This is a genomic window from Gordonia sputi NBRC 100414 (assembly GCF_000248055.1).
GTDB lineage: Bacteria > Actinomycetota > Actinomycetes > Mycobacteriales > Mycobacteriaceae > Gordonia > Gordonia sputi.
On record NZ_BAFC01000131.1, the window covers coordinates 1 to 16,648 of the forward strand.

Sequence of the window (16,648 nt, forward strand, 5' to 3'; positions counted from 1 at the left end):
CAACACGCGGTAGAGGCTTCTCGACATGAAGTGGACTCCGAGTCGCAGGAAGTGTGGAATCGTGCACCCTCGTTGTCACTATAAGCACGGGGAACCTTCCTGTCGTCGGATAGGGAGATCCCGGTAAATGTGTGCTCAATCGCTAAAAGTGGGTGCTGCAGCACCCACATCCTTCGATTCGACACACATGTGGGCTCTGTCTGCAGCAGTGCTGGGCGGCCGACCGGGAATAACCCCAGAACGCGCCCCCAGAACAAAAACCGCGGCCCCGCAACCGAATTCGGTTGCGGGGCCGCAGTGGTCGTTTGTGACGCTCGTCGACCAACGGATCAGAAAGCCGCTTCGTCGAGCTCCATCACGTCGTTGTCGATGTTCTCGACGACGCCGCGGACCGAGGTCAGCAGCGGCAGCATGTTCTTGGCGAAGAAGCTCGCAACCGCGACCTTGCCGTCGTAGAACGCCTTGTCGCCATCGGCGGCACCCTCGTCGAGTTTGGTCAGCGCGACCTCGGCCTGCTTGAGCAGCAGCCAGCCGATGAGCAGATCGCCGACGGCCATCAGGTAGCGCACCGAGCCGAGGCCGACCTTGTAGAGCTGCGTCGCGTCTTCCTGCGCACCCATGAGGTAGCCGGTCAGCGTTGCGGTCATCGACTGCACGTCCTCGAGCGCGGTCTTCAGCAGCGCACGCTCGGTCTTGAGGCGACCGTTGCCTGCCTCCGAGTCGATGAACGTCTGGATCTGCCCGGCGACGTGGGCGAGCGCCTGGCCCTTGTCGCGAATGATCTTGCGGAAGAAGAAGTCCTGCGCCTGGATGGCAGTGGTGCCCTCGTAGAGCGAGTCGATCTTCGAGTCGCGGATGTACTGCTCGACCGGGTAGTCCTGCAGGAAGCCGGAGCCGCCGTAGGTCTGCAGCGACTCGGTCAGCGTGCCGTAGGCGCGCTCGGAGCCGACGCCCTTGACGATCGGCAGGAGCAGGTCGTTGACGCGGTGAGCCATAGCGGCATCGGCGCCGGAGACGATCTGAGCCGCAGCCTCGTCCTGGTGCGACGCGGTGTAGAGGTACACGGCGCGCAGACCTTCGGCGTATGCCTTCTGGGTCATCAGCGCACGACGCACGTCAGGGTGATGCGTGATGGTCACGCGCGGAGCGGTCTTGTCGGTCATCTGGGTCATGTCTGCACCCTGGACGCGCTCCTTGGCGTAGTCGAGTGCGTTGAGGTAACCGGTCGACAGGGTCGAGATCGCCTTGGTGCCCACCATCATTCGAGCGTGCTCGATGACGTCGAACATCTGCGCAATGCCCTTGTGGACCTCGCCGACGAGCCAGCCCTTGGCGGGTACGCCGTGCTGACCGAATGTGACCTCACATGTGGCCGAGACCTTCAGGCCCATCTTGTGCTCGACGTTGGTGACGAAGACGCCGTTGCGCTCACCGAGCTCGCCGGTCTCGTGGTCGAAGTGGAACTTCGGAACGAAGAACAGCGACAGTCCCTTGGTGCCGGGACCCGCGCCCTCGGGGCGTGCGAGCACCAGGTGGAAGAGGTTCTCGGTCATGTCCTGATCGCCCGAGGTGATGAAGCGCTTCACACCGTCGATGTGCCAGGTGCCGTCTTCCTGCTCGGTGGCCTTGGTGCGGCCTGCGCCGACATCCGATCCGGCGTCGGGCTCGGTCAGCACCATGGTGGCGCCCCAGCCGCGCTCGGCGCAGATCTGTGCCCACTTCTTCTGCTCGTCGGTGCCATTGTCGTAGAAGATCTCCGAGAATCCTGCGCCTGCGGAGTACATGAACAGTGCGGGGTTGGCGCCGAGGATCATCTCGCCGAGCGCCCAGTACAGCGAACGCGGAGCGGGCATGCCGCCGAGGTCCTCGTGCAGACCCACCTTGTCCCAGCCGGCCTCGATGTAGGCGTTGTACGACTTCTTGAACGCCTCGGGGATCGTGACGCTGTGCGTCTCGGGGTCGAAGGTCGGGGGATTGCGGTCGCCCTCGGCGAACGAGTCGGCGATGACGCCCTCTGCCAGGTTCTTCACCTCGCGGAGCATGTCGACGGCGGTCTCGTGGTCGAGATCGCCGAACTCTCCGGATTCGAGGACCTTGTCGAGTTCGAACACGTCGAAGAGGTTGAACTGCAGGTCGCGCATGTTGCTCTTGTAATGACCCATTGCTGGTTCCTTCTACTAGACCTGGCATATAAGCCGCGGGCTGACGATCGTCGGGCGTGTCGAGGTGAGCGTCGGGAAAGTGCGTGGTTTTCAGGTTGACGCGGACACCAAGTTACTCGCCAGTAACCCCAGTTTACCGTGTGGTGCAACACCCTCACAACCTCAACGCGTGTGAGCGTGCTCGCAATTGCAAGCAGTGTGGGCGAAGATCTCGACGGCGGGCGGTCAGAGGCCTTCGCGCAGGTAGGACAGGTCGGCGGGGATGCCCTCCGCGGGTGTCTCGAGAATCAGCGGCGCATCGGCGACCCGGGCGACCTCGACGAGGACGTCGGGATCGATGTGACCCGACGCAAGATTCGCGTGGCGGTCGCGACCGGAGTCGAACTCGTCGCGTGAATTGTTCAGATGAACCAGGTCGATCCGGCCGGTGATGGCACGCACCCGCTCGACGAGGCCGACGAGGTCTTCGCCACCGGCCCACGCGTGGCAGGTATCCAGGCAGAATCCGGCCTGCTCGAAATCGCCGACCGCATCCCACAGTCGGTCGATGGCCTCGAGGGTCCTGGCCATGGCGTGATCGCCGCCCGCGGTGTTCTCGATCAGGATCGGCACGCCGAAGCCGCCCTTGTCCTGCTGACGGTCGAAAAGCTTGCGCCAGTTGGCAAATCCCTCGGCGGCGTCTTCGCCATCACGAAGGTGACCGCCATGTACGACGAGGCCGAAGGCCCCCAGTTCGGCTGCGGCGTCGGCTTGCTGTTCGACGGCCTTGCGCGATGGCATCCGGAGACGGTTGTTCAGACTCGCGACGTTGATCTGATAGCTCGAATGGACCACGACGTCGATGGGCGACTCGCGGATCTGCTGGGCCTCCGGATGTGGCTGCGGCTTCTTCCAGCTCTGCGGGTCGGTGACGAACATCTGGAAGACGTCGATCCCGAGTTCCTCTGCGGTCTCGAGTGGTGCGGCGTCTTCACGCAGGTGGGCTCCGATGCGCATGGCACCAACGATAGTGACCGGCTCCGACAGCAACGATAGTGACCGTCTCCGACGGCGATCGACTCCGGGAGGGCGACGTGTGGTCAGTCGCCGAGTCCTGGCTCGGTTTCGATCGTGATCGGCACGCCGCTGGCGATCAACAGCCGACACGGCGCCTCGGTGTCGCGGTAGAGATGCAGCCACTCGTGACCCGCGCCGTGTTCGTAGACCTTGTCCAGCGCGCGGTTGAGTCGAGCCTCCGCCTCCTTGGTGATCAGGTAGCGCTGATCGCCGTAGCGGAGAAAACGGTTGGGCATGAAACCTCCCGGCGCCTACTGCCACATCGCTGTGATGCGCATCACCAGTGTAGGAAGTCTTTGCTGTGTATGTGCCGTCAACGGGTGGCAAACACCCCGTAACCGTCCGGTGTTCACTAGGGTGACAAACAGTTAAGGATGGACGGCGTTCCATCGTGTTTGTCGAGCGCGACGCGTCAGCATCCGTTCGACCGATGGAATCAGGATTGACCGCTTGAGCGTAGAAGACGCGATACGGCCCCCGAGGCGAGACGCAGGCGACGACGACTCGGACGAGCCGGCGACGATGGGACCTGTCCTCGACGACGTCGCCGACGCAGCCGAACTCGAGGCTGAGCCGGAGAAGCGGCGGGACCTGACCCTCGTCCGACGCATCGCCATCCTGGCCTGGATCGCGTTCATGGGCTACGAGTTCTCTGTCTACGGCCTCGCCTTCGACCGCACGCGACTGATCGTCCTGCTCTGCCTCGGGCTGTTCGCGGCGAGTATCGGCCGACGTCGAGCAATCACTGTGCTCATCGACTGGGCGCCGTTCGCGCTGGTCCTGCTCCTCTATGACTGGACGCGCGACGTCGCCCGAATCGTCGACATGCCGACGCACTGGCACCTCGCCGCCGACGTCGACCATGCGATGTTCGGCGTGGTTCCGACCGTCTGGTTGCAGAGCCACCTGAAAGAGCCGTCGGCGCCGTGGTGGGAGATCATCACCAGCGTCGTCTACATGTCGTACTTTGTGGTGCCGTACGCCGTCGCCGCTGTGCTGTGGTTGCGCGACCGCTCGTCGTGGCGTCGCTTCGCGGCGTGCTTTGTTGCCGCGACGTTCCTCGGGCTTGTCGGCTACACGCTGGTGCCTGCAGCCCCGCCGTGGGCTGCTGCACGTTGCACGTCCGAGCAGGTCGTCGACGGCCCGCGTGATGCCGAGTGCATGACGACGCCTGAGGCGACGACGCCGGGAGGCATCCTCGGTCCGACCGATCCGCATCATCCCGGCGCACAGCCCTACGTCGAGCGCATCTCGGCGCGCGGCTGGGAGTACCTCAACATCCACGTGGCGTCGAATCTGATCGAAGTGGGACAGGGGAAAGCCAATCTCGTCGCGGCGATCCCATCGCTGCACGCGGGTCTGACCATGCTGCTCGCCCTGTTCATGTGGCCACGGGTGAAAGCGCTGGGAAAAACGCTGTTCATGGGGTACGCGTTCGCGATGGCGTTCACGCTCGTCTACACCGCGGAGCACTACGTCTTCGACGTGTTGCTCGGATGGGCACTCGCCGCGACCGTGATTGCCGTCTACACGCTGATCGACCGTCGATTCATCCTGCCGCGACAGCGACGGCGCGCCGAGCAGGACAGCGCTGAGTTGGAGAGCGCTGAGCGGGAGAGTGCCGGGCAGGACAGCGCTGAGCGGGAGAGTGCCGGGCAGGAGAGTGCGGCGGGCGCCTGAAAGCTCGCACGCCGGTAATCTGGTCGCCGTGGCCGCATCGCGTAGACGGGTGAGTGGTCGCCGACGTTTGGTACGACGCTTGGCGACGAGGCCCGCACGGCTTGGCTTCGCGGGTCTACTCGTGTTGGCCGTCGTCGTGATGCACGGTCTGGTCGGCCCGACTCATGCCGAGCTGCCCGCAGCGCCTCCCATGCACGCCGGCATGCAGATGGGGCCGTCGACAGGCGCTGACTCGCAGATGTCGTCGGGCGACCATTGCGCCGTCCTCGGTCATCACTGTCTGTCCCTGCGCGCCATCGACTTTCCCACGATCGAACCGGCGGTCGTCGGAGTGCTGGTGTTCGCCGCACTGCTACTCGCGCTGGCAACTGTGTGGATGCCCGCTGTTCGCAGGCTAGGCCGTCCGCCGCCGTGGGCGATCCGAGATCACCTGTGTCTGAACGTGATTCGCTGCTGATACGACGACTTCTGGTCCCGCTTGCACCGGGGCCGAGTTCAGCACGTCACAACAAGACAAGGAAACCATGATGTCCAGCAACACAATTCGTCGTACCCGCATGCTCGCTGCGTGCGCAGGTATCGCCGCGGTCGTCGGGATCGCGGGGTGTTCGACGTCCGACAGCGGGTCTGATAGTGCATCGTCGACCAGTACTGAGGCGAGCCGAAACGCCACGTCGTCGCAGAGTGCGTCGGCCGACTCGACCAAGCACAACGCCGCCGACGTGACGTTCAACCAGATGATGATCCCGCACCATCAGCAGGCCATCGCAATGGCAGATCTCGTGCCGTCGCGCACCGAGAACACCGCCGTTCGTGAGTTGGCGACACAGATCAAGAACGCTCAACAACCCGAGATCGACCAGATGACACAGAGATTGGCGTCGTGGGGAGTCTCTACCGCTCCCGACTCACAAGGTACCGAGAATCAGGGGTCCATGGATCACGGCACTATGGACCACGGTTCGATGGATATGGGTAACGGTGGCGGGGGCATGGGCATGATGTCTGCTCAGGAGATGACCGCCATGGAGAACGCGCGCGGCCAGGAGTTCGACACACTGTGGCTGAAGGGAATGATCGCGCATCACCAGGGAGCGATCGACATGGCCAAGACCGAGCTGGCCAACGGGATCGACCCGGCGTCGCGAGCGCTCGCCGAGCAGATCACCACGTCGCAGCAAGCCGAGATCGACCGCATGCGCTCGATGCTCGGGCAGTGAGTTCGACGGCCGGATCGCGACTGGTCCGGTGCTGATCCGGCACTGATCCGGCCTTGAGATGAGCCGACGGTCGGTGGGCGCCCCAGCTCGCCGGCCGTCGCGCTCACTCGCGCCTGCGCTCAGTCCCAGTCCGCGCTCAATCCCGCAGCTGTCAATCCCGCCGCAGCGGCAACCGCATCAAGTAGACCTGGTAGCCCACCGAGACCGAGTACGTGAAGTACAGCGTGCTGCCCTGCGACCACGGATGGATGAAGGGTGCGTACCCGGTCAGCGGATTGTTCATCGGCACGACCAACTCGCCGGACGTCCACGGGCCGACCGGATCGTCTGCGGTACGCATCACCACGCCGTTGTCGCTCTGGCCGAGCGAGATGAACTTACCGAGATAGCTGTTGTAGGCCACCGACATCTCGCCGGTCGGTGCGGGCATGACGGGGGTGGCCGCCGAAGGATTGCCTCGTGCCCAGTTTCCGTACGAGAAGTAGTCGTAGGCACCGAGGTTCTCGATGTCCTTGGCTTTCACCCGTGCGAGGTACACCGCCCCGAAGCGGCCGTCGGGGGTCCCGTAGGTGTAGACGGTGTCGCCGACCTTGAGGAACGCGGCCATCTGGAACTTCTTGTTTCCACCGCCGTTGGGTCGGAAGGCGTTGAGCGCGCGCCAGTTGTTGCCGTTGTCGTCCGACACGACGAGTCCCGACCAATTCGTGTACCAGACCCCCGGCTGTCCCCAGTGCTTGACCGACATCACGCTCATGTACTGCTTGCCGTTCGCGGCGACACCCGCGGTCGGGATGATCGTGATCTCCTTGCGCAGATCGGGCTTCAGGAGTCGCTTGGCCTGCCTGGGTGGACCTGCGTGGCCGGTGAAGGTCATGCCGTCGGAGAGGTTGCGATCGGTGCTGCGCAGCAGGGCGTTGGACTGCCAGTACCAGAGCTGCCCGTAGAGCAACGACCACCCGTTGAACGTCTGGGTGTCGCCGAACGCGGCGAGGATTTCTCCATTGCCGTTGTCCCACATGGTGCCGAGGTCGGTGCCGTAGATGTTGTAGCGGCCGGGGGTGTCGTTGATGGAACCCGGTCCGGTCAGGCGCGCGACCATGGTCGCCTCACCTGCGGCGTAGGTGGCAGCCGACGCCGCGGGAGCCATTACCGTACCGATGGTCACCGTCGTCGCAGCGACTGCGACGACCGCCGCGATGACCTTCCTTCGCGCCGCCACGCGCACCTTCCGACCACGCCAGCCCACTGCCATGGCGTGACCTTATCAAGACCTAACGGTTACCTCGCGCCGTAGTGCGCGGTTCTCACCGATTAGTGGACAATCACGCCTCACGATATCGATCAGTGAGATCGATGCTGGTGAAATCGATCTCCGCGGCAGCGTTGTTGACCGCGGTGACAATCCCCATTCCGAACATTCCGTGCGAATCAAACAATCCAGCAGTACCGATGGAAATGCCGTCACTCTCGAGGTGGCTGTCGGCTTCGACGCCCATCCAGTCGCCCTGCGGAAGGCGTGCGAGTTCGACGCTGAGGTCGCAGTTGATGAAGCCGATACCGCTCGACCCCCAGTTCGTGACAAGACTCGTCGACTCCGCAGCGGTCACGGCCTTCACGAATGAGGTCGCCGGTTCGCCGTCGATCGCGGGCAGCGGATGCGACCAGAGCCGTTTGCGCCCGCCGTTCTGGTGCGCGCCCATATCCGTGTTCCAGGCGCTGTTCGACGCTCCCGGGATCCCGCCGGATTCCGACGCGTCGGTCGCATCTCGATCGGGTGTGCCTGCATCTGGGGCACCTTGATCGGGGGCACCTCGATCGGGGGCATCTCGATCGGGGGCATCGGACGAGAAGCGAGACATGAGATCGGTGTCGGGGATGGGATCGGTCGGCGGTCGAAACGTGACGGCCCCGTCGGGCCGCTGCCACCGTGTGCCCGGGGGATTCACCGACGTACGGAGGAACACGGTCGTCGCCCGCGCCACGACGACTTCATCGGCACCAGCCGTATCCGAGTCGGAGATATTCGGGGACTCACTTTGCACGACGTCGAGCTCGGCGACCCGGATTCGACGACCCGCGCGGACGAGTCGGCCACGGGTGAATGTCGGCACTTCCCGTGCCACCTTGAACATGTCGATGGTGAAACGCGCCGGCCGAAAGCCGTCCTCGCCGAACTGCTGCTCGACGCGATGCGCGGCGAGCGCACACACCGCGGGCCCGTTGAGAGTGCCCGTCGCCCACAGGCTCAACGCGTACGACGTGGGCGTCACGACGCCGCTGTCGGATGACGCTGTCGAGCTGTACGAGGTAAAAAATGCGCTAGTTTTCGACACGAATCACTTTTACCCGCACGTGCACACTCGCACGAAACCGCCCCGGGGCACCGCGCTTTCACTCACTTGCGTCCGAATCGCGTCAGAACGCCCGCCGCGGGGATAAGGTGAGCGCATGACCTTTGCGCCATATGCAAAACAGATCCCCGACGAATTGATCGGCTCCATTCGGAGCGCCATGATCGTGACATCGATCATCGGCATCGTGCTCGGCATCATCGCGGTTGTGTGGCCTTCGGCAACGGTGGTCGTGCTCGCGGTTCTCTTCGGTATCGCGCTCATCGTTGCGGGATTGTTCCGCATCTACGTGGCGTTCTCGGCAAAGGTCCTCGGTACGGGCTGGCGCATCCTCACCGGAATACTCGGCTTTCTGGTTCTGGTCATGGGCATCATTGCCCTGTTCAGTCCCGCGAATGCGGTCTGGTTCCTCGCGCTCTTCATCGGTTTCGCGTGGCTTTTCGACGGAATCGGCGACCTGGTGACCGCGTTCTCGAAGACCGCGCACGCCCCGACGTGGTACCTCATCCTCACCGGCGTGATCTCGATCCTGGCAGGTCTCGTGCTGCTGATCGGCTCGTCGCTGTGGGCGCTGAGCGTGCTGGTGTGGGTCGCGGGAATCTTCCTCATCGTCATCTCGGTTGTCACGCTGTTCAACCTTCCCAAGAAGGTCTCCGACCAGCCGGCGGTCTGATCTCTCCTGTCCTGTCCTCAAGCGGTGGCTCCCCGGCAACGGGGAGCCACCGCTTTTCGTTGGACGGCCGGTCCACTTCTGAGTTGTGCAGCCACTGTCGTGCAGCCACTGTCGTGCAGCCACTGTCGTGCAGCCACTAGTCGTGCTGCCACTCAGTCGTGCCAGGGCGCGATCGGGTTGCCCTGCCAACGGGTGTGCGCGGGCACCACGTCGCCACGCATGACCAACGACGCCGGGCCGACGGTCGCAGATTCGCCGAGTCCTGACGCCGGTAGCGCGACGCAGTGGGGTCCGAGCGTCGCACCGTCGGCGAGGACTACGCGGTCGATGGCCATGACCCGATCGTGGAACAGGTGCGTCTGTACGACACAGCCGCGCTCGACGGTTGCGCCCGCACCCAGCGACACGAGGTCGGCCTCAGGGAGCCAATAGGTTTCGCACCACACGCCCTTGCCGATCTGTGCGCCGAGGAGCCGGAGCCACAGATTGAGAATTGGGGTTCCGGTCGCGGCGTTGGCAAACCACGGTGCCGCAACCGTTTCGACGAAGGCGTCGGAAAGCTCGTTGCGCCACACGAAAGAACTCCACAGCGGATGTTCGGAGACCTCGATACGTCCGACGACGGCCCACTTCGCCGCTGCCGCAATGCAGCACGCGATGGCGCCGCACAACACCAACAGCAAACCGCTGACCAGACCGGCGATGACGTAGTTCGCCTGCTGGGCGATGTACTGCAGGCTCAACAGCATGAAGATGCCGAGCCCGAACGAGATCATCACCGGGATCAATCGCAGCGTCTCGATCACTGCGCGTGCGACTTTGAGGCGCATGGGCGGGTCGAACGTCCTCGACGTGTCGGTTTCCGCGGCGGTGCGTCGAAGTCGAATCGGCGGACTACCAAGCCAACTCGACCCCGACTTCGCTCGGTCGGGAGCGGCGGACAGCACTGCGACGAGACCGTTCTTGGGCACTTTGCGGCCGGGCGCGGCCATTCCGGAGTTGCCGAGGAACGAGCGTTTGCCGATCTTGACGTCGTCGATGTGCATCCAGCCACCGCCGAGCTCGTACGAGGCGACCATGGTGTCGTCGGCGAGGAACGCGCCGTCGGCGATGGTCGTGAATTTCGGCAGCACGAGGGCCGTCGAAATCTCGGTTCCCTTACCGACTTTCGCGCCGAGGATGCGGAACCACCACGGTGTCAGCAGCCCGGCATAGAGGGGGAACAGGTAGGTGCGGGCGGAGTCGAGCAGTCGCTCGGTCATCCACACCTGCCACCCTGTGCGGGAACGCACGGGGTGATAGCCCTTTTCCAGACCGAGTGACATCGCGCGCACGAGGACCGCGGTGATCGCTGCGAACACCGCGAGGCTCACGATGGCCGCGGCGGGTAGCAGGATCAGCGAACGGATTGCGACGTCGCGGAGCCGGTCGGCGTGCAGCGCCCATGTCCCGATGACGAGTAGGCCGACTCCCAGCGAGATCAGGGGGATGGCGGCGAGAACCATCGAGGAGAGTCCGTAGACGGGCACCCAGAAACTTGCGCGACGGGGACGGTGATCGGGCCACGAATGCGTCGCCTTACCGATCTTCACAGCGGGCGACCCGGCCCACTGCTGCCCGGCCTTGACCCGACCGAACACCGCGGAACCCGGACCCACCTCGGCGTCTTTGCCGACGACGGCGCCGGGAGCCAGCGTCGATCGTGCACCGATCGTCGCACCGCGTTTGATCACGATCTCGCCGATGTGGACGAGGTCGCCGTCGATCCACCAGCCGGCGACGTCGACCTCTGGTTCGACGGACGCGCCGTCGCCGATGGTCAGTTTTCCGGTGACCGGCGGGATCGTGTGCAGGTCGACGCCGCGCCCCACGGACGAGCCCAGCGCGCGTGCCAGATAAATCATCCACGGCGCACCCGACAGATTGGCGGCGCCACTGGCGACAAGGAGTCGCTCGGCGACCCAGAGTCGGATATGCACGTTGCCGCCGCGGGGATAGGTACCCGACTCGACGCCGCCGAGCAGGATGCGTGATCCGATCGCAGCGATGACCATCCGACCGGGCGGGGTGATGAAGACCAGGAACGCGACGAGCACGACCCACCAGTTGACCTCGACGAGCCAGGGCACCGAGACGTCGAGCCTGCGGGCGGCCCACGCACCCACGTTGTTGACGACGCCGAGCCACGTCGCCCACTGCAGTCCGGTCAGCGTCGACAGCGGCACCGACAGGAGCAGCTGCGCGAAACCGGTGGCTGCGGGTGTCGGTTTCACCTCACGCGGGTCGACGACCTCCGCGGCCGCGGTCTCGCCGAGGAACTCCGCGAGTGAGCCCAACCGCGGATGGTCGTAGAGGTCGGCGACAGTGATTTCCGGGTAGCGCTCGCGCACGGCCGTCACCAATTGCGCAGCGGCGAGCGAGCCGCCGCCCTCGGCGAAGAAGTCGGTCTCGGCACTGGTCACGGTTGCGCCGAGGACATCGGTCCACCGCGCGGCCAGCCACGCTTCGGTGCCGCTGAGGTCGCTTGCGTCCTCGTCGTCGGAATTGTCGGTGCCCGGTAGCGGCCACGGCAGGGCGTCGCGGTCGACCTTGCCCGACGTTCTGGTCGGCAGTTCGTCGACGAGCGCGAGTCTCGGGATCATCGGTGCGGGAAGTTGTTCTGCGAGAAGGCGATGCGCGTTCGCGACGTCGAACTCGGGGTCGGGGGAGACGAGGTATCCGACAAGCAGACTGTTGCCCGCGGCCGTCTTTCGCACCGCTGTTGCCGCGCCGCTCACCCCGGGAAGGTGTTGGAGTGCGTTGTCGATCTCGCCCAACTCGATTCGCCTGCCGCCGACCTTGACCTGATCGTCGGCGCGGCCGCCGAATACCAGACCCTCACGGTCGAGGCGTACCAGATCGCCACTGCGATAGGCGCGCTCCCAGCCGAGAGTGGGCATGGGAGCGTACTTTTCGGCATCCTTGGCCGGGTCGAGATAGTGCGCAAGGCCGACGCCACCGATGATCAGCTCACCGGTTTCGCCTTCGGCAACGGGCAGTCCGTCTGCTCCGACGACGGCGAGATCCCATCCGGGTAGGGGCAGACCGATACGGATTGGACCCGGTCCGCCCAGCAACGCTGCACACGCGACGACCGTCGCCTCGGTGGGACCGTAGGTGTTCCACACCTCGCGGCCCTCGACGGCGAGTCGGTCGGCGAGTTCGGGCGGACACGCCTCGCCACCGAAGATCAACAGCCGGACGGCTTCGAGTGCCTCCGGTGGCCAGAGTGATGCGAGGGTCGGCACCGTCGAGACGACTGTGATGTCGCGGGCGACGAGCCACGGTCCGAGGTCCATGCCGCTGCGCACCAGCGACCGAGGCGCGGGAACGAGACACGCACCGTGACGCCACGCGAGCCACATCTCCTCGCACGAGGCGTCGAAGGCCACTGATAGGCCCGCGAGTACGCGGTCGCCCGGGCCGAGTGGTTCGTCGCGGCAGAACATCGTCGCCTCGGCGTCGACGAATGCGGCGGCGTTGCGATGCGTGACCGCGACACCCTTGGGCGTTCCGGTCGATCCTGACGTGAAGATGATCCACGCATCGTCGCCCGGGGTGGGGCGGTTGGCGTCCGGCGAGTCGGTCGGGGCTGATTCTGGAGTCGTCGCGTCTGGAGTTGTCGCGTCTGGGGCTGCTGCATCCGGAGCTGTTGCGTCAGGAGATGAGGAAGCGGCGTCTACGTCGGGGGATGCGCCTGCTGTGACGTCTATCCCCACTGCGTCTGTGAGGTGCATCCTCGCTGCGTCTGTGACGTGTATTCCCTCAGCGTCGGCGATCGCGTCGACCTTCGCTTCGCCGAAGACGAGCGTTGCGCGTTCTTCCGGGTCGTCGGCGTCGACCGGAACGTAGGCGGCGCCGGCGTAGAGCACCGACAGAATCGCGGTGTAGAGGTCGCGTGAACCGGACGGCATCCGGATGCCGACCCGCGAACCACGGTGTACCCCGAGTTGCGCCAACCGTGCCGCGCCGCGTCGTACTACCGCGCTGAGCTGCGAATATGTGAGGATTTGGTCGCCGTCGTCGATGGCGGGAGCGTCGGGATACCGCGCGGCGGTGGCGTCGAGGATGTCGCACAGCGTGCGTGCAGGCGCCGCCTTGGCCGACAGCAGAAACTCGGCGGGGATGGAGTGTGGCAACCCGAGTGGACTCGGACCCGTCTCAATCACGCCGGGTACCGCCGATACGCGAGAGCGAATGTTGACCCTGATGTGGATGCGTGCGAATCAATGGTGTCGCTGACATGGCTGCTGTGGAGTGTCCTAGCTCTCTGATTCGCGCGGCTGGTGAAATCGCGCTCGGAACTCGCGGCGCGAGACTGTCGGTCTTCCGAAACGGGTGTAGCTTCACATTCATCGGTTCCGAACACACTGTAGGTAATTGCCGGGTAGGTAATTGCACTGCAGGTGGTCGCACTGTGGGAAAGCCCCTCGTGGGAAGACTCTGTGCAGGAATACTAGCCAGGGGATCCGGGCCGTGGTTGCCGTCGACGCCGCCACACGATTCTGATCGCGCATCACTTTCTCGCGGTTGGGTTGGGGTGAGGAGAAACAGCATGCCAATTGTGCATCACCGAAAGGCGAGTGCGCTCTCGTACCCACTGTGGTTTGCGACTCGCGCACTCTTGAAACCGACGCTCGCGCTATGGCCGTTGAACCGGCCGGGGATGGCGGGGCTCTTCTTGATCGACCGCCTGTTCGCCGGCGCGCCCGAACCGAGGCACGTCGTTCGTGAGCGGATGGAACTCGCGGGCCGTCCCACCGAGGTGGTCATGCCGAGCGGACCGTCGCGACGCGACGCCGACACCGCCATCCTCTATCTGCACGGCGGCGCATTCGTCGTCGGCGGTCTGGGAACGCACCGCTCCATCGTCGGCCGACTCGCGAAGGCATGCGCACTGCCGGTCTTCTCGCTCGAATACCGCCAGCTACCGAAGGCGGGCGTCGGGACGTCGGTCGACGACGCCATGGCCGCCTACCGCGAACTGCTCAATGAGTGGGGATATCGACGGTTGATCGTCGCGGGCGACTCGGCGGGTGGATTCCTCGCCATGAAGGTCGCCGAGGGCGCGCACACCGCCGGTCTGCCGACGCCTGCTGCCCTCATCGGGTTCTCTCCGTTGCTCGACCTCGATCTGGGCACCAACCCCGATCGCAGCAGCCGCTCCGACGCTTATCTGCCGATGGGCAAGATGGCGCGGCTCGTCCCGCTGCTCAACAAGGGGCCGGTGCCACTGCGCGGCGCTCGTCGCGCCGCAGACATCGACGCCGAGGCGTTCCCACCGACCGTGATGATCACGGCTGAGAACGAGATGCTCGAAACCGACGTGATCGAACTGGTCGAACGGCTCGACGAGGCGGGTGTCGACGCCGTCGCGCACAGTTATGCCTGGCAGGTGCACGCGTTCCCGGTCATGAACGCCCGTCACCCCGAGACGCTCCACGCCCTCGAGACGACCGCCGCCTTCACCACGCAGGCGGTCCGCGACGCCAAGGCCGCCGACGCCCACGACGCCAAGGCGGCCGGCTGAGCCGGTCGAGCGGCTCCCGCTGGTCGAGCTTGTCGAGACCACCGCTGGTCGAGCTTGTCGAGACCACCGCTGGTCGAGCCGGCCCGCCGGTCGAGCGGCTCTCGCTGGTCGAGCTGAGCCCGCTGGTCGAGCTTGTCGAGACCACTCCGCCCCGCGTCGAGCGCCCAACCTCGTGGTCGTCGACATGGCGCGGCGTCGAACTGCCATAGTGGAGTGGCGCGGCAGACATCCCGCGCGGCGTCGACAAACAGGTGGTGGACAACGGTGAGTGCGACTGGGTCACATTCGGCTGGGGCAAGTAAGACCAAGACGGTCGGAGAGCTCTTCGGCTTCGACAGACTGATCGACGACCAGGAGCGGGCGATCGTCGACACCGTCCGCGACTTCGGCACCAAACGCCTGCGCCCCCACGTCGGCCAGTGGTTCGAGGACGGCACCCTCCCTGTTCGAGACCTCGCCCGTGAGTTCGGCAAGCTCGGCCTGTTCGGGATGCACCTCGAGGGCTACGGCTGCGCGGGAACGTCCGCAACCGAGTACGGACTCGCCTGCCTGGAGGTGGAGGCCGTCGACTCCGGTCTGCGTAGCTTCATGTCGGTGCAGGGATCGCTCGCGATGTACGCGATCCGCGCTTTCGGCAGCGACGAACAGCGCGAAGAATGGCTGCCCAAGATGGCCGCGGGCGAGGCGATCGGTTGCTTCGGTCTGACCGAGCCCGACTTCGGCTCCAACCCGGCGGGCATGCGGACCGTCGCGAAGCGCGACGGTGACGACTGGGTCATCAACGGCTCCAAGATGTGGATCACCAACGGCAGCGTCGCCGACGTCGCGATCGTGTGGGCACGCACCGATCTCGAAGAGGGGTCGCGTGGAGTGCGTGGATTCGTCGTCCCGACGGATACCCGCGGATTCCGCTCGATGGTCGTCAAGCACAAGCTGTCGCTGCGGGCGTCGATCACCGCCGAGCTGTCCTTTGAGGACATGCGGTTGCCCGCGTCGGCGATGCTCCCGGGCGTGACCGGCCTCAAGGGTCCGCTGAGTTGTTTGAACGAGGCGCGGTTCGGCATCGTGTTCGGTGTCGTCGGCGCTGCGCGCGACTGTCTGGAGAGCGCGCTCTCCTACACCGCCGACCGAGAGGTCTTCGACAAGCCGTTGTCGGGATACCAGATCAGCCAGACCAAGATCGCAGACATGGCGCTCGAGGTGGGCAAGTCATTCCTGCTCGCCATCCAGTTGGGGCGCATCAAGGACGAGAGCAAGATCGCACCCGAGCAGATCAGCCTCGGCAAGCTCAACAACGTCCGCGAAGCCATCGCTGTTGCCCGTGAATGTCGAACCCTGTTGGGCGCCAACGGCATCACACTCGAGTACCCGGTGATGCGGCACGCCAACAACCTCGAATCCGTGCTCACCTACGAAGGCACGAGCGAAATGCACCAACTGATGATCGGCAAAGCGCTGACCGGACAGGACGCCTTCCGGTGACCAATCCCCAATTCCAGCGCGCCGCACAGGGTTTCTCGCGCGGCATGGTGATCTTCGGCTCCGTCGTGCTCATGGTGTGCGTCGCGCTGCTCGTCGTCAACTGGTGGAGCAACCACCAGTGGCTGTGGGTGGTACTCGGTATCGCGATCATCGTCGTGAACATCGCGATGGTCGGGCTGACGTTCCGCAAAGCCAAACTCGCCCCGCCCATTCCGGACCGCGACGACGACGAGGACTAGCCGCCGCTTAGCCGGGCTCCGTCGCGCTCACCCCGCTAGCTGAGTAGGCCCGCCCAACCCGCTGGAGGTCCGCCGGTTCCGCTGGTTGAGCAGGCCCGCCCACCCCGCTGGCAGTCCGCCCCTCCCGTTGGTTGAGCAGGCCCGCCCACCCGGTCGGCAGTCCGCCGATTCCGCTGGTTGAGCAGGCCGCGAGCGTAGCGAGCAGCCGTGTCGAAA

The 16,648-nt window shown here is 65.1% G+C and carries 13 protein-coding genes; 7 read left to right on the plus strand and 6 right to left on the minus strand.

Translation table 11 applies throughout. From position 1 onward, the window contains the following. Positions 1-329 precede the first annotated feature (329 nt). The 3 genes from GOSPT_RS21515 to GOSPT_RS21525 form a co-directional block, all read right to left on the minus strand. Complete coding sequence (locus GOSPT_RS21515; protein WP_005209041.1) at positions 330-2,162, minus strand: acyl-CoA dehydrogenase; 1,833 nt, start codon at positions 2,160-2,162, stop codon at positions 330-332. Positions 2,163-2,387: 225 nt separating this feature from the next. After that, positions 2,388-3,158, minus strand: coding sequence for a deoxyribonuclease IV (locus GOSPT_RS21520; protein ID WP_039856997.1), 771 nt, complete (start codon positions 3,156-3,158; stop codon positions 2,388-2,390). An 83-nt stretch (positions 3,159-3,241) separates the two neighbouring features. Next, positions 3,242-3,454 (minus strand): hypothetical protein, encoded by a 213-nt coding sequence (locus tag GOSPT_RS21525; RefSeq protein WP_005209045.1) that lies wholly within the window; start codon positions 3,452-3,454, stop codon positions 3,242-3,244. Positions 3,455-3,740: 286 nt separating this feature from the next. Between GOSPT_RS21525 and GOSPT_RS21530 the strand changes: the two genes are divergently transcribed. The 3 genes from GOSPT_RS21530 (at position 3,741) to GOSPT_RS21540 (ending at position 6,118) form a co-directional block, all read left to right on the plus strand. Next, positions 3,741-4,898, plus strand: a complete 1,158-nt coding sequence (locus tag GOSPT_RS21530; RefSeq protein WP_005209047.1) for a phosphatase PAP2 family protein — start codon at positions 3,741-3,743, stop codon at positions 4,896-4,898. 79 nt (positions 4,899-4,977) lie between these two features. Beyond that, on the plus strand, positions 4,978-5,355 hold the full coding sequence (locus GOSPT_RS21535; RefSeq protein WP_245548769.1) for a hypothetical protein: 378 nt from the start codon (positions 4,978-4,980) through the stop codon (positions 5,353-5,355). Positions 5,356-5,422: 67 nt separating this feature from the next. Further along, on the plus strand, positions 5,423-6,118 hold the full coding sequence (locus tag GOSPT_RS21540; protein WP_005209052.1) for a DUF305 domain-containing protein: 696 nt from the start codon (positions 5,423-5,425) through the stop codon (positions 6,116-6,118). Between the two features lie 151 nt (positions 6,119-6,269). On the opposite strand, the gene GOSPT_RS21545 is transcribed toward GOSPT_RS21540, so the two are convergent. Both GOSPT_RS21545 and GOSPT_RS21550 read right to left on the minus strand, forming a co-directional pair. Then, complete coding sequence (locus GOSPT_RS21545) at positions 6,270-7,370, minus strand: glycoside hydrolase family 183 protein (RefSeq protein WP_005209054.1); 1,101 nt, start codon at positions 7,368-7,370, stop codon at positions 6,270-6,272. 70 nt (positions 7,371-7,440) lie between these two features. Then, a complete protein-coding gene (locus GOSPT_RS21550) occupies positions 7,441-8,388 on the minus strand; it encodes an acyl-CoA thioesterase domain-containing protein (protein WP_005209056.1) in 948 nt (315 codons plus the stop codon). Positions 8,389-8,566: 178 nt separating this feature from the next. Here GOSPT_RS21550 and GOSPT_RS21555 point away from each other — a divergent pair, with 178 nt between their 5' ends. Continuing rightward, the gene (locus tag GOSPT_RS21555; protein WP_005209058.1) at positions 8,567-9,142 is read left to right on the plus strand and encodes an HdeD family acid-resistance protein; all 576 of its coding nucleotides are present in this window, start codon (positions 8,567-8,569) and stop codon (positions 9,140-9,142) included. A 152-nt stretch (positions 9,143-9,294) separates the two neighbouring features. On the opposite strand, the gene GOSPT_RS21560 is transcribed toward GOSPT_RS21555, so the two are convergent. Further along, positions 9,295-13,350: a Pls/PosA family non-ribosomal peptide synthetase gene (locus tag GOSPT_RS21560; RefSeq protein ID WP_005209060.1), complete on the minus strand. Its 4,056-nt coding sequence runs from the start codon at positions 13,348-13,350 to the stop codon at positions 9,295-9,297. Between the two features lie 386 nt (positions 13,351-13,736). On the opposite strand from GOSPT_RS21560, the gene GOSPT_RS21565 reads away from it, so the two are divergent. The 3 genes from GOSPT_RS21565 (at position 13,737) to GOSPT_RS21580 (ending at position 16,432) form a co-directional block, all read left to right on the plus strand. Beyond that, positions 13,737-14,711 (plus strand): alpha/beta hydrolase, encoded by a 975-nt coding sequence (locus GOSPT_RS21565; RefSeq protein WP_039857000.1) that lies wholly within the window; start codon positions 13,737-13,739, stop codon positions 14,709-14,711. Between the two features lie 264 nt (positions 14,712-14,975). Next, a complete protein-coding gene (locus GOSPT_RS21575; RefSeq protein WP_005209064.1) occupies positions 14,976-16,193 on the plus strand; it encodes an acyl-CoA dehydrogenase family protein in 1,218 nt (405 codons plus the stop codon). Further along, entirely contained in the window at positions 16,190-16,432 is a 243-nt protein-coding gene (locus GOSPT_RS21580) for a hypothetical protein (RefSeq protein WP_005209066.1), read from the plus strand. The genes GOSPT_RS21575 and GOSPT_RS21580 overlap by 4 nt, the downstream gene beginning before the upstream one ends. Positions 16,433-16,648 lie beyond the last annotated feature (216 nt).